The following is a 14,439-nucleotide window of genomic DNA, read 5'->3' as shown; positions in this document are numbered from 1 at the left end:
ATTGCGGTTTAATCAATTACAATAATTTGATTTGTGTTTGACTGATACATTTTAAATTTGACATGATTCTACTGTTGAAGGGAGTGTTGGCGCACTTCCTTTTTTTTATTTCTTATGTTTTCATATTGATTTCTGAGGGTTATAGATTAGTATTTGGTTTTTAGTTGTTCGTTTAAAACTTAAATCTGTTGCCTTTGTTATAGTTACTAAAATAGATGTAAGACTCTGATTGGTAAAGGTTCCGCTAACTTTTACCTCATTTAAAGTTGGAGAATCTAAATCAATAGAAACCTCAAATTTTTTCTCCAAAAGCTGAATTATCTCTACTAAAGAAGTGTTATTAAACGTCAGTTTCTTTGTCATCCATAACAGTTCCTCATCAGGATTAAATCTGACAGTTTCTATTTCTTTATTTTTTAAATTGAAGTTTATTTTTTCCTTCGGTTTTAAAATTTTTGAAGTTTGTAAGCCTTTTACATCAACAGATCCTTCTACCAAAGCCACCGAAATATTAGTACTATCCATTTTTATATTGAACTGGGTTCCTAAAACCTTAGTAGTAATGTTATTTGCTATAACAGTAAAAGGACGTTTTTTATCTTTCGAAATTTTAAAATAGGCTTCCCCTTTTAGAATAACATGCCGACTAGTAGAGGTAAAATGATTTGGGAATTTTAAAAAACTATTCTCATTTAAAGTAACTACACTACTATCTTGTAAAACAATATTTTTAATTTCATTCTCATTTGTCGCTATCAATGTGTAAGAAATAGTTCCCTTAGGATTAAAAACAAACCATACAGAAATTCCCACTCCAAGCAATACAATAATACTGGCTGCTATTTTGTACCAATTAGTAGGACTCTTAGCTGTTGAACGTTTTACAACTCGGTAAATATCGTTCTGTACTTTATTTTTATGAGATGCTGATTGAAAAACAGTAGCTTCATTCTTTTTAAGAAAATGATTCTCAAATTTTTCGAGAAGTTCTTTTTCTTCTGAAGTAGTTTCTCCCTTTTCATATTTCTTTAAAAGGTATTTAAATGTTGATTCCTTCATGCTTTTGTTATCGGCTTTCAATAGTAAATACCAGAAATAACATAACACACGTAGTGGAAAAAATAGAAAACAACACCATTTAACCTTTTGTTTAAATAGTGTTGTTTTTGTTTACATTGAATTAACTATTTGGATAAGTGGAGGTAAATTGAAGGAGTTGGAAGATTGAAGTCCGAAGTTCAGATTTTATTTATTACACATTTAAAAATTGAAAGATTGAAAGATTGAAAGATTGAAAGATTGAAAGATTGAAGAAGACTGAAGTCAGGAGTCAGGAGTCAGGAGTCAGGAGTCAGAAGTTGTACTTTGTACTTCCCTGATATAGGTTGACCACTTAAAGTCAATTTATATGAAAGCAACTATAAAATTAATTAAGAAATCCCGTAAGTTTTCTGAAGCGTATAAAAAATCTATTGTTGCAGATTTTGAAAGTGGTAAATTTAGCGTGTCCCAATTGGAGCGATTGCATAAGATCAGTAATCGTTCAATCTATCGTTGGATTTATAAATATTCCCCTTCAAGTTCAGGTGTCATTTTACACATTTTCAAATCTTCAAATTGACACATTTTCAAATTAGCACATTCAAAACTTTGCCCCTCTGAACCTTTGAACCTAAGTTGAAAAAACAGAATAGCCCAGAAACCAGAAAATTTCATTTATTCAACAATTCCATATTTAAAAATTGAAAGATTGAAGGATTGAAGAAGACTGAAGTCAGAAGTCAGAAGTCCGAAGATTTCATTTATTACACATTTAAAAATTGAAAGATTGAAAAATTGAAGGATTGAAGGATTGAAGAAGTCAGGAGTCAGGAGTCGGGAGTACGAAGGTGTCATTTTACACATTTTCAAATCTTCAAATTGACACATTTTCAAATTAGCACATTCAAAACTTTGCCCCTCTGAACCTTTGAACCTAAGTTGAAAAAACAGAATAGCCCAGAAACCAGAAAATTTCATTTATTCAACAATTCTATATTGAAAAATTGAAAGATTGAAGTCAGGAGTCCGAAGATTTCATTTATTACACATTTAAAAATTGAAAGATTGAAAAATTGAAAGATTGAAGGATTGAAGAAGTCAGGAGTCAGGAGCCGGGAGTCCGAAGGTGTCATTTTACACATTTTCAAATCTTCAAATTGACACATTTTCAAATTAGCACATTCAAAACTTTGCCCCTCTGAACCTTTGAACCTCTGAACCTTTGAACCTAAGTTGAAAAAACAGAATAGCCCAGAAACCAGAAGATTTCATTTATTCAACAATTCTATATTGAAAGATTGAAAAATTGAAAAAGTCAGGAGTCAGGAGTCAGGAGTCCGAAGATTTCATTTATTACACATTTTCAAATCTTCAAATTAACACATTCAAAACTTTGCCCCTCTGAACCTTTGAACCTTTGCAACCTTTGCAACCTTTGCAACCTTAAAGTTGAAAACTGCCTACTACAAACTGAACACTCCTCCCCCATTAACGTTTCCGATTCCTTCTATTTTTTCGCCACACAAAGTAAAATACAATTAAAAGTATAGGAATAAGAATGTAGATAATTACTTCCGACCACGATTGTAAGTCTAAAGGTTCGTTATTGCCTGGTTTCGGAATTCCGTCGGGCGATTGTAATAAAAGCGATGTAATGTATACAAAATTCATCTTCGGGTTGATTTAAGGTTATTGTTATAAGTTACAATTAATCTTATAGAAAAGTAGGGTGTTTTACATCATTTTAACCTTTATTTAGTAGTCTCTGTGTATACTAATAAGTCATTTTAAACGCTATAATTGGAAGTAGTTTCTATATTTGCATAACTAAATAGCAAAACATTATACGCTACTTTAGTTCATATTAATTTGGTTTCAAAATAATACGTGTGAAGAAAATAAATAAAATCTGTTGTATCGGAGCTGGATATGTTGGCGGACCAACTATGTCGGTTATAGCCCATAAATGTCCAGAAATTAAAGTTACAGTGGTAGATATCAATGCGAATAGAATAAAAGCATGGAACGATGAAAATCTAGATAAGCTCCCCGTTTACGAACCAGGATTAAAAGAAATTATAGCCGAGACCCGCAATAAAAATCTATTCTTTTCTACTGAAGTTGATAAAGCTATTGATGAGGCAGAAATGATTTTTATATCGGTAAATACGCCTACCAAAACCTACGGAAAAGGAAAAGGACAGGCAGCCGATTTAAAGTTTATTGAGCTTTGTGCACGTAATATTGCTAAGGTTGCTAAAGATGATAAAATTGTGGTAGAAAAATCTACCCTTCCTGTAAGAACAGCGCAGGCTATTAAAAATATCCTTGACAATACTGGTAACCATGTAAATTTTGAGATTCTTTCTAATCCAGAATTTCTAGCAGAAGGAACCGCTATAAACGATCTTCTGCATGCAGATAGAGTACTAATTGGTGGCGATGAAACTCCAGAAGGGGAAGCAGCTAAAGAAGCTTTGAGTGCTATTTATGAACATTGGCTTCCTAAGGAAAACATCTTAAAAACAAACATCTGGTCGTCGGAACTCTCAAAATTGGTTGCAAATGCCTTTTTAGCGCAACGTATTTCGTCTATCAATTCTATTTCTGCCTTGTGTGAAAAAACCGACGCCAATGTGCAAGAAGTTTCTAAAGCTATTGGTTTAGATAGTCGGATTGGTTCTAAATTTTTAAATGCTTCTGTTGGGTTTGGAGGCTCTTGCTTTCAAAAAGACATCTTAAACCTTGTATATATTGCCAAAAGCTATGGCTTGCAGGAAGTGGCAGATTATTGGGAACAGGTAATTATTATGAACGATTATCAAAAATCTAGGTTTGCCAATAATATTATTAGTACCCTTTATAATACTGTTTCTGGTAAAAAAATTGTTTTCTACGGATGGGCATTTAAAAAAGATACTAATGATACCCGTGAATCGGCCGCTATTTATGTTGCCGATGCCCTTTTAGAAGAGCAAGCAGAAATTGTAATTTATGATCCTAAAGTTTCTGAAGAGCGAATTTATGCCGATTTAGATTATTTAAATACCCGTTCTGAAGAAGAAAACAGAAAACTCGTTACCGTTGTAAAAGACCCTATAGATGCGTCTAAAGATGCACATGCTATTGCCGTTTTAACAGAATGGGATGAGTTTAAAGCCTACAATTGGGAAACTATTTTTAAGCAAATGCTTAAACCTGCTTTTGTTTTTGACGGAAGGAGAATTCTAGATAAAGAAAAAATAAATAGCATAGGTTTTAACTATTATAGAATAGGAGAAAACGCCTAAAGCTAATTTTTATAAACTTAAAAATCCTGATAAGACTATTTTAATAGTTTTATCAGGATTTTTTTATGCTAAATACTATAAATAACACGCTGACTTTCAATAACTATCATTTTTTCTTACAATTTTTTTGCTTCAACTGTAACATTCTTCAAGTAATCTTATCTTTATTACAAACAATCCTTAAAAGGATAAAAACTCACTAGTGAGAAACGAATAACTTTTTGAGCCAACAAGAATTACATATTGACCAGCTATTAGCATTATGCGCAGAAGGAAAACAATCTGCTCAACTATCGCTTTACAATCGCTATTACAAAGCAATGTACAACACGGCGTTTCGCATTGTAAAAGATAGTTTTGAAGCCGAAGATATTATGCAGGAATCGTTTTTAAACGCGTTTACGAAACTGGATACTTTTAAAGGCGAAGTAACTTTTGGAGCATGGTTAAAACGTATTGTTATTAACAACAGTATTCATCATTATAGAAAGCAGCAAAAACAAAATAATGTTGCCTTAGATGATGTAATCTATAGGGTTGAAGATGATAATGGAATTAATTCTGATCATGAGTTGACCAATATAAAGGCTCAAAAAGTGTTGCAAACCATGAGTATGTTGAAGGATAATTACAGAGTTGCTTTGACCCTTCATTTAATAGAAGGATACGACTATGACGAAATAGGAACTATTATGGAGTTAAGCTATGCAAATTGTAGGACTACAATTTCTAGAGCGAAGGAGAGTTTAAGAAAAAAATTACAAGCTGAAGTTTATGAAACAGAATAATAACATAGATAACTTGTTTGAAAATTTAAAAGACGAGTGGGATATTGAAACTCCACAAGAAGGACATGAAAATCGTTTTTTAGAGAAGTTGCAAACGCAAAAAAAAGTGGTTTCCATCCATAAAAAGAAGTCGAATAACTTTCCATGGAAATTACTCACTGTTGCTGCCTCTATTGCTGTTTTATTTATTGTTGGGTTTCAGTTTCTAAATACTGAAAGTGTAATAGAACAACAAGTAGCCGAAGAACCTACACAAATTGAAAAGACCGAGTTCTATTTTGCCTCTTTAATTAATGAAGAAGTTGAAAAGATTAAGGCAGAATCAACACCAGAAACTAAACAAATTATTGCAGATGCTATGCTTCAGCTAAAAAAGTTAGAAAAAGATCATGAAAAATTAGAAGAAGATTTAGCAAATGAAGGTAATAGCAAACAAATTTTGCATGCCATGATTATTAATTACCAAACAAGAATTAATTTATTACAAGACGTACTCACTCAAATTGAAGAAATTAAACAATTTAAAACTACACAAGATGAAAATCAAATTATATAAAATCGCATTATTATTCTTATGTTTTCCTTTATTCGGTATCGCTGCTGGTCCTGGATGGAATGGAAAATACACCAAAGAGAAAAAAATAAAGAAAGAATTTAATGTAAGTCCGAAAGCGCTTTTAAAACTTAATAATAGCTACGGAAATTTACATATTACTTCTTGGAATGAAAACCGAACTGTTATAGAAGTTCATATAAAAACCAATAGTAATAGTGAAGAAAAGGCACAAAAGAAACTCGATGAAATTGATATAGAATTTCAAAATTCAAGTTCTATGGTTTCTGCCAAAACAATTTTTTCCAAAAGTGGTTGGGGATGGAGTAATAATAATGTGAGTATGGAAATAAACTATACTGTAAAAGTCCCTATAGGAAATACAGTAGATTTAAATAACGATTACGGCGGAATTTATTTAGATGAAATCAATGGGGTTGCTAATATTAGTTGTGATTACGGCCGTTTGGAACTCGGAAAATTAAATGCAGATAACAATGTATTAACCTTTGATTACACTTCAAAATCAACCGTTGAATACATGAAAAGCGGAAAAATAAGTGCCGATTATTCCTCTTTTGAAATTGAAAAAGCAGGCAATCTAGTTATCAGTGCAGACTATACCACTTCTGAAGTAAACAATGCTAAAAATGTAAAATACTCTTGTGATTATGGAAGTATCAAAATAAATAACACTGCTAATATTGAAGGTGTTGGAGATTACCTAACTACTCGTTTTGGAGTTGTACACGGAAATGTAGATATAACATCCGATTATGGTTCTATTCGTATTGAAGAAATGGCAGCAGATGCTGGTAATCTTCAAATAAGAAGTGATTATACGGGAATTAAAATTGGTTATAATAGTGGTTATCATTTTGACTTTGAAATGAATCTTGAATATGCCGGATTGAGTGGCGACACCAATTTTGAATACAATATCAAAAGAGAGAAATCAACAGAAAAATATTACCAAGGATATTATGGAACTAAAGGTAAAAATAAAGTAAGCATTACCTCAGATTATGGAGGAGTGAGTTTTAGTAAGAAGTAGAGAAGTTGAATGTTGAATTTTGAATGTTAAATGTTGAAAAATACAAAATGTAATACATAGCTCTAGGCTCTAGGCTCTATAAAATAAATATACTAAATACTTTGTACTAAGTACTAAAATAACAATCAACTAAAAATTAAAACAATGAAAAAAATTATCTTATTATGTATTGCTGCAACAAGCTCTATGACTGTTAATGCGCAATGGTTTGGCAGTGAAAATGTAAAAGGAAACGGAAATGTAATTACCGTAGAAAGGTCTACAGAAAATTACGATGCAGTAGGTGTGGCAGGCTTTTTTGACGTAGAACTAATTGCAGGAACGGAAGGAAAAATTACGATTACTGCGGAAGAAAATTTAATTCCGCATATTGAAACAGAAGTTAAAAATGGAGAACTTCAAATAAAAACTGAAAAAGGATATAATTTAAGTACAAGTCGTAGAAACAGTATTTTAATTATAGTACCATTTGAAAGTTTAGATGCAGTTTCTTTAGCAGGTTCTGGAGATGTAATTACTAAAAACACTATCAAAACAAATGCTTTTAAAGCTAATTTAGCAGGCTCGGGAGATTTAACCTTGGATGTAGAATCCACAAGCGTTGAAAGTCATTTAGCAGGTTCTGGAGATGTGGTTTTAAGAGGAAGTACAGGAGATTTTGAATGTGCCCTTTCTGGTTCTGGAGATATTTCAGCAAAACAATTAAAAGCTAAAAATGTAGACGTAAGCATCTCTGGTTCTGGAGATGTAGATGTACACTGCAACGGTGAGCTAAAAGTAAGAGTTTCTGGATCTGGAGATGTAGAATATTATGGTAACCCTACCAAAGAAGATAGTAAAGTATCTGGTTCTGGAGATGTTTCTAGAGGATAACATTAACCACCCATAGTTTATATAAAAAGAAGCCATTTGGAAGATTAACTTTCAAATGGCTTCTTTTATTATTTAAAGATATAGTTAAGACTCTTCAATCTATTACAACATCTTTATGTTATAGAGTTATTTTATTAGAACACTAAAACAATATTTTAAAAAGTACCAATAAAGTGACTACCAGCATTATTTTGCAATTGAGCCCCTTTTGTTACGTTTCCAGTTTCTGTATCTATAACATAAATATTTCCATCCTGTCCAACAGGAGCTTCAGTTACAAATACATCAGTTCCATCAACTGCAAAACCTTGATATTGGAATAAATAGAAATCTGTATTATATGGGATATCATCAATTTTTTGTGCAGTTCTAGCATTTAAATCGGCTAAGGCAAAAAATCCTTGAGGTCCTGCTACTCCTTCTTGAGAACCTGCATGACGATATGCTATCACTGCTTTTCCATTACTTACATATCTCCAAGCAAGAATATAAGCATCTTGAACTCCCAATGCATCATCTAAATTAAACACATAAGAATCATCATATTGGTTATTTGCATTAATCTTTAAAATATGAGAACCATTAGGGTCGCTTTGATTTGCTTGGTAAACGCTATTATTTTCAGCAAGAAATGCATTGATACTACGGTATCCATTTGTGTTTCCATGCCCTACAGTTGAAGTAATAACAGAAGGATTTAGTAAAGAAGGATAATCTAGTACTATTGTTTTAGACCCTAAAGCCTCAAAATCTCTATCGCTTTCTGCAGTAGCAGGATCAACTTTACTTAAACGAGCACCGATATATAATTTATCTCCAGAAGCATTTAATACTGGCATATCAATTCTAGAGATATAAAAACCTTGTGCCTCTTCTTCGGCACTTAAGCGTACCACGTGCTCTTGGAAATTATTTATAGATGAATTCACTAAATCCAAAGTTACTACTCCAATTTTAGCTTCAGTATAAGCATACTTTTCATCATCACCAAATTGATGCTCTGTAGATACATATACTGCAGCTCCAGTTTTATCTCCATCAAATAATTTTATCCATCTAGGTGCGGTTCCTACATAAGGAGCAATACTTACTTCTGTACCTGTTTTTTGAAAATCTTGACCTCCATTTACGGTATACTTAGTGTAATTCCCGCCTGTATCTCCAGCGTAACTAATATTAAACATAGTATTTCCATCTTCAGAAGATTGCAATCTCGCAGTTCTATTAGAAGGTACTATAAATCCGTTATCAAAAGGAGCTAATACCTTGTTTGGGTCTTTAGCATCTTCGCTACTAACAGAGTATATCAATGTTCCTCCATTTCCATCGCCTGGGTTGTCTCCCATTTTAGCAGCGGCAACGGTAATCCATCTACTATCTTCCGTGTTTTCTTCAATTATATCTGTAGAATCATCATCACTACAACTTACAGTAAGTAATAAGGCACTTAAGGCAAGGCTTAATGTTTTAAGATTTAAAAGTTGTTTTTTCATTTTGATTATAGTTAAAAGTTATTAATAAAATAATTTAGTTTTAAGTAAAAAGCTCTTCCTGGTTTCTGTACCGAAAGGTTGTCGTACACAGGCTTATCGAATATATTTTTAATATCGAAACTCATCACAAAATTGTTATTTGGAAACGTATAGCTTAGTCCAAAGTCTTGTACTAATTGTTCAGGCACTCTAAAAAATTCATCTCCAACTGTATTTTCTCCTTGTGGAGGTAAGTAGGAGAAATCCTCTGTAAAGTATACATTGTAAAACAGGTTTAATTGGGAGTTATTCTGAAGTAAGTTTTTAATTGTATAACGCCCTCCCCCGTTCATAGTAAAAAACGGAGTATTAGGCACATCTATTTCCAATCCTCTATTCTCTACCTTTAAGTTGAAACGAGAAGCATTAAAATTAAAGGTTAGATTGTTATTATAGGTGTAGTTTATCTGAGCATCAATCCCTTTAGATGTCCCACTTCCTTGATTAACATATAAAATTGTTTCATCATTAACATTCAAAGAATTTTCAATAGGCAATCCTATTCTATCCTTAATGTTTCGTGTAAAAAAATTAGTAGCTATTGTAAAATCGTGTTTTTTAATTCTAAATGTTCCAAACTTAAATCCGAAATTAAGGTTATTACTACGCTCTGGTTGAATGCTTGGGTTTGCCACCACATTATCTCCATCGTTCCCAAAAACCTCAGTCTCATTGGGTAAACGAACGGCTTTTTCTGCCGATACTAATAGTGTAACCGTTGGTTTAATTGCATAAGAAAGCGCAAAACCATAGCCATTATCTGTATTGTTACTACTTATTTCATCGTCAACAATAACTTGATTCCCGTTAGAATCTGTTTCAATAGCGGGGTCGATGTATATTGTTTTTTGCTGATAATATTTCCCGAATAAACTTGTCCTGAGTCGCTCATTAAAAGCATTTAACTCATAGGTAAACGAGAGTATATTTTTTTGTAAATCTCTTGTTCCAACAAATGTGTTCTCTAATACCGATTTTAGTTCGTCGCTATCTTCTCTATCGATACCACTATACACATGATTAAATAATATTTTATGATTATTGTTAATTTCATAAGAAATTCCCGTGCGTATAGAAGCAACATTTCTATCTATTTTGCTTAATGTTGGACCACCCTCTTGTTGAGAACCCCATGAATATTTATATTCGTCTCCCTTAAAATCAATAGCTCTCTCTCCTAACCAATTGTAAGCCCACGCTACAGTATCATTTACCATCCGGTTTCGTTTTCCATATAAACCGTGAATATTAACATCAAGCCCCTCAGTAAAAAGATTTTCCTTTTGATATGTTAAATTAGCCAATTTTGCATCCGACTCCATAAATCTTCCTTTATAAGGAGTAATTGTCATAAAAGCTCCATGCTGAATTTCTTTATAATCATCTGAACCTGTAAAACCCACTAAAAACTGATCTGCCCATTTTACATCTGTAAAACCAACTTCTACAACGCCACCAGTAGATCTATAAGCATCATTAAATCTTTTAGCGGTAACTGGAGTTTGCACCCCACCAATACCTGTTACCACTACACTTCTACCAGAAACCTCATAATCATTGTCAGAATAATTGTGAAAAAGAGAACCTTTAACAGTAAAACCAGACTTTTTAAAACGATATAAACCATTAACACTTGCTTGTAAGGTGTTGAATGAACCATAGGAAACCGAGGCATTCAAATTGGATTTAGCTCCTTTATGAAGCACTACATTAATGGCTCCCCCTAGAGCATCATCTGCTAAATACCCTGGAACTACTCCTTTATATACCTCTATTCTTTTTATCATTGAAGGAGGAATACTGTTTAAACTAAAAGAAGAACCATACACAGAAATTGGAATTCCGTCTATAAAAATACGTACCGCACTTCCCGATAATCCATTTAAGCTATACTGTACTTCTGAACCCAACCCACCATTTTGACGAATCTTAACTCCTACAGTTGTATTTAACAACTCATTAGTTTGAATATTTCTAAGTCCAGCTTCCTTGGTATCTACTACATTTACAGCAAAACCTTCTGTTTCTATCTCCGTTTTTTGTGATTTCCCGTGAAGCATTACCTCATTTAATTCATGATGGTCTGAGCTTTCAAGGGTGCTATTTTTAACAACTTCTTCTGTATATAGCGCTACCTCTATAATTTGGGTTTTTGCATCTATTGAATGTACTTCTAATACGTAATCTCCATAAGGAATTTCTTTAAATACATAGTTTCCTCTAGGGTTTGTAGCTGCATCCTTTTGGACTCCATTACCTTTAAGGATTAGGTAAATTCCTTCGGCTATAGTATTATCATCATATTTTATATTTCCACGAAGCGTTGCTTTTTGGGCAAAAGTGAAACCGCCAAACATTAAAAATAGTACTATTAAAAACCCCTTATTTTCGAACATTTTCTAAATTTTGATGCAAATATATATTTATTTAGATTTAATTAAAATAAAATACTATTTATTTTTAGTCTAAATAAATTTAAAAATGTTATAATTAAAACAGAAGAGTTTATTTATTATTAACTACATCGGGGAAGCCTAAAGCCATGGTTGAATAAAGAAAATTTAATTTAGAGATAGGCTTATCTAACAAATCAACTACCTCGTGGAAAGCCTACGATGTATTCAAAGGAAAAATATTTTAATCCATTTCGACGTAGAACCCTTCGATATACTCAGAACAAGCTCTGGGGAATAAAACCCTCAATGAAGGATTCAAGACAAGCTATGGGTAATTAAAGCTTATATGAAGGATTGAGGGGGAAGTTTAATATTGATATGAATAATTAAAAAAAGTGCAACCTCAATTTTGAGGTTGCACTCTATATATACTATTGTAAAACGATTATTAAATCAACTACCTCGCGATAAGCCTGTTTGCCGACAAAGGCAAATCCACGAAGAATTCAAAGGGAACAAATTTAACTCATTTCTACCCAGAGCCCTCCGATAGACTCAAAACAGGCTCTGGGGAATTAGACCCTCTATGAGGGATTAAGCTTCTACTTCTTCCTTGCTTTCTACAGCAGCCAAGTAACGTTCTGCATCTAAAGCTGCCATACACCCAGTTCCTGCGGCTGTTATTGCTTGTCTATATTCTTTATCTTGAACATCTCCACTTGCAAATACACCAGGTTTATTGGTTTTAGTAGATTTTCCTTGAGTTATTATGTACCCTGTTTCGTCCATATCTAATTGACCTTTAAAAATATCGGTATTAGGTTTATGTCCAATTGCTATAAATAGTCCAGTTACTTCTATTTGTTCTTTTTCTCCTGTTTGATTATTCACCAAACGTAATCCTTCTACTACTTGCTCTCCTAAAACTTCTTCTATTTCTGTAAAGTATTTTACAACAAGATTGGATGTATTGTTTACTCTATGTTGCATTGCTTTAGAAGCTCTCATTTCTCCTTTTCTAACAAGTAAAGTAACTTTCTTACAGATATTTGCTAAATAAGTAGCTTCCTCAGCAGCGGTATCTCCTCCTCCAACTATAGCTACTTCTTGTCCTTTAAAGAAGAAACCATCACAAACAGCACAAGCAGATACTCCACCTCCTCTTAGGCGTTGCTCGCTTGGTAATCCTAAATATTTTGCAGTTGCTCCAGTAGATATAATTACAGATTCTGCCTCAATAGGGGTTACACTATCTACAACTGCTTTATGGATTCCTCCCACTTCTTTACTTAATTCAATAGAAGTAATCATTCCAATTCTTACTTCCGTTCCAAAACGTTCTGCTTGTTGTTGAAGTTGTACCATCATTGATGGACCATCTATTCCTTCTGGATACCCAGGGAAATTATCAACCTCTGTAGTAGTTGTTAACTGCCCACCTGGCTCTAATCCTGTATAAATTACTGGTTTCATATCTGCTCTAGCTGCATAAATAGCCGCAGTGTAACCTGCAGGGCCAGAGCCTATGATTAAACATTTTATTCTTTCTACTTTTTCAGACATGGTAAATCCTTTCTATTTAATTACATAACAAAAGTAGTTTTTTTATAAAAAAGCTTACACTTAAACCATGAAAAGTTATTATCAAACAATAAACAAAGCTGATGATGAATTAAAATCATTAATGTCCGAGTAAAAATGCAAGATCGCTTTGCTATAAAAAAGAAGAAAGACTAAATCTTAACTATCGCAAAATAAGTGGTTTAAAGAAATAACATTACTAAAATCCTATTTTAATAATTTTATTAATAGTAAGGAATCTATTTTGGAAACCTCATTTAAATCTTGATATAAGTGGAGTCCAATAAATCCCGCTAACCTTTATCAGGTAACAATAAATTAAAATATACATTTTTTAGTTTAAATTTTACTCTTTCTAAAGCTTTACTCTCCTTTTATAAAACAACCTATTTTGAAGCAAAATATGAAGCCAAGAGTACTAAATTTTAAACCATTTTTGTCCAAAAATTGAAGCCTTAAAACCTTAATTATCATGCAGAATGAATTTTAATTAAGGATTTGATAATTTATTTCATTAATTGATTGAATATTCGTAACTTAACATAAGTATTATTATTAACCTTTAAAAAAATTAGCTGTTATGAAAACAATTTTATATCCTCTCGTGTTTCTATTAGCATTGACACTTCTCTCTGGAAGCTCAAAAGAAAAGGTTCAGAAAAATTCCCTACAGGGTGTATGGGAACTTGTTAGTAGATATTCTTACGATAACAATACTGTAATTGATACCGTTCAAAATACCGATGGTTACCGTCAAATTAAGATGTACAATAACGATAAAGTGATGTGGACTCGTTTTGTACCAAAAGATTCTGTAGAATGGTTTGGTTATGGTTCCTATCATATAACAGACAGTTCTTTGGTAGAACGTTTAGAATATGGCTCTGAGTCTATGATGCAAATTATAGATACCATGAGAGTTTTTTCTTTTAAATTGGAAATAGACAAAGAATCTTTTAGTCAGATTACTTTAGACGGCGAAGGAAACTCTATGTTTTCTGAGAATTATAAACGTATCGAGTAAAATACCTCGAAGCAAGCTATAAGTATATTAGATAGAATAATGTAAAAAATACTTCTAATACTAACACCTAGTATATTTAAACTTTTTATTAAACTATTGTTGTCCGATAAAAGTTAACGAAATTTATTGGACTCCACTTATATCAAGGTTTAAGTTTTCAAAATAGCCCCTCGCTATTAATAAAAATGAATAAAAAAAAGATTTCACTAAAGCTGTTTCTTCAAGCTATTCATTTTTAGGTAGTTAATATTTAGTCTTTGTTCTTTTCTCTTATAGCGAAGCGGTCTTGTATTTTTACTCGGACATT

12 protein-coding genes are annotated in these 14,439 nt (G+C 32.5%); 7 read left to right on the top strand and 5 right to left on the bottom strand.

The genetic code is table 11. From position 1 onward, the window contains the following. Window positions 1-120 precede the first annotated feature (120 nt). Window positions 121-1,059 (bottom strand): FecR family protein, encoded by a 939-nt coding sequence (locus JOOMADRAFT_RS18785; protein WP_008616226.1) that lies wholly within the window; start codon window positions 1,057-1,059, stop codon window positions 121-123. Window positions 1,060-1,408: 349 nt separating this feature from the next. Here JOOMADRAFT_RS18785 and JOOMADRAFT_RS20785 point away from each other — a divergent pair, with 349 nt between their 5' ends. Beyond that, on the top strand, window positions 1,409-1,621 hold the full coding sequence (locus JOOMADRAFT_RS20785; RefSeq protein ID WP_008616225.1) for a transposase: 213 nt from the start codon (window positions 1,409-1,411) through the stop codon (window positions 1,619-1,621). Between the two features lie 908 nt (window positions 1,622-2,529). On the opposite strand, the gene JOOMADRAFT_RS20035 is transcribed toward JOOMADRAFT_RS20785, so the two are convergent. Then, a complete protein-coding gene (locus JOOMADRAFT_RS20035) occupies window positions 2,530-2,712 on the bottom strand; it encodes a hypothetical protein (RefSeq protein ID WP_008616224.1) in 183 nt (60 codons plus the stop codon). A gap of 218 nt (window positions 2,713-2,930) precedes the next feature. Between JOOMADRAFT_RS20035 and JOOMADRAFT_RS18775 the strand changes: the two genes are divergently transcribed. The 5 genes from JOOMADRAFT_RS18775 (at window position 2,931) to JOOMADRAFT_RS18755 (ending at window position 7,599) form a co-directional block, all read left to right on the top strand. Continuing rightward, a complete protein-coding gene (locus JOOMADRAFT_RS18775) occupies window positions 2,931-4,331 on the top strand; it encodes a nucleotide sugar dehydrogenase (protein ID WP_008616223.1) in 1,401 nt (466 codons plus the stop codon). Between the two features lie 221 nt (window positions 4,332-4,552). Next, complete coding sequence (locus JOOMADRAFT_RS18770) at window positions 4,553-5,119, top strand: RNA polymerase sigma factor (RefSeq protein ID WP_008616221.1); 567 nt, start codon at window positions 4,553-4,555, stop codon at window positions 5,117-5,119. Then, the gene (locus JOOMADRAFT_RS18765; protein WP_008616219.1) at window positions 5,106-5,675 is read left to right on the top strand and encodes a hypothetical protein; all 570 of its coding nucleotides are present in this window, start codon (window positions 5,106-5,108) and stop codon (window positions 5,673-5,675) included. The genes JOOMADRAFT_RS18770 and JOOMADRAFT_RS18765 overlap by 14 nt, the downstream gene beginning before the upstream one ends. Beyond that, complete coding sequence (locus tag JOOMADRAFT_RS18760) at window positions 5,656-6,726, top strand: DUF4097 family beta strand repeat-containing protein (RefSeq protein ID WP_008616217.1); 1,071 nt, start codon at window positions 5,656-5,658, stop codon at window positions 6,724-6,726. Before JOOMADRAFT_RS18765 ends, JOOMADRAFT_RS18760 begins: the two co-directional genes overlap by 20 nt. A gap of 144 nt (window positions 6,727-6,870) precedes the next feature. Continuing rightward, window positions 6,871-7,599 carry a head GIN domain-containing protein gene (locus tag JOOMADRAFT_RS18755; protein WP_040880294.1) on the top strand — a complete coding sequence of 243 codons (729 nt, stop codon included), beginning with the start codon at window positions 6,871-6,873 and terminating at the stop codon, window positions 7,597-7,599. Between the two features lie 155 nt (window positions 7,600-7,754). Here JOOMADRAFT_RS18755 and JOOMADRAFT_RS18750 read toward each other — a convergent pair whose 3' ends face one another. The 3 genes from JOOMADRAFT_RS18750 to trxB all read right to left on the bottom strand — a co-directional run bounded on the left by JOOMADRAFT_RS18750 (window position 7,755) and on the right by trxB (window position 13,090). Next, window positions 7,755-9,092, bottom strand: a complete 1,338-nt coding sequence (locus JOOMADRAFT_RS18750) for a hypothetical protein (RefSeq protein WP_008616216.1) — start codon at window positions 9,090-9,092, stop codon at window positions 7,755-7,757. Window positions 9,093-9,103: 11 nt separating this feature from the next. Further along, window positions 9,104-11,527 (bottom strand): TonB-dependent receptor, encoded by a 2,424-nt coding sequence (locus JOOMADRAFT_RS18745; RefSeq protein WP_008616215.1) that lies wholly within the window; start codon window positions 11,525-11,527, stop codon window positions 9,104-9,106. 594 nt (window positions 11,528-12,121) lie between these two features. Then, window positions 12,122-13,090: a thioredoxin-disulfide reductase gene (trxB, locus tag JOOMADRAFT_RS18740; RefSeq protein ID WP_008616214.1), complete on the bottom strand. Its 969-nt coding sequence runs from the start codon at window positions 13,088-13,090 to the stop codon at window positions 12,122-12,124. A gap of 598 nt (window positions 13,091-13,688) precedes the next feature. On the opposite strand from trxB, the gene JOOMADRAFT_RS18735 reads away from it, so the two are divergent. Next, window positions 13,689-14,132 (top strand): hypothetical protein, encoded by a 444-nt coding sequence (locus JOOMADRAFT_RS18735; protein ID WP_008616212.1) that lies wholly within the window; start codon window positions 13,689-13,691, stop codon window positions 14,130-14,132. Window positions 14,133-14,439: the final 307 nt, after the last annotated feature.

The organism is Galbibacter orientalis DSM 19592 (assembly GCF_000260115.1).
Classification (GTDB): domain Bacteria; phylum Bacteroidota; class Bacteroidia; order Flavobacteriales; family Flavobacteriaceae; genus Galbibacter; species Galbibacter orientalis.
Note: the sequence above shows the minus strand (reverse complement) of the source record. Positions and strands in the feature narration are given on the sequence as shown.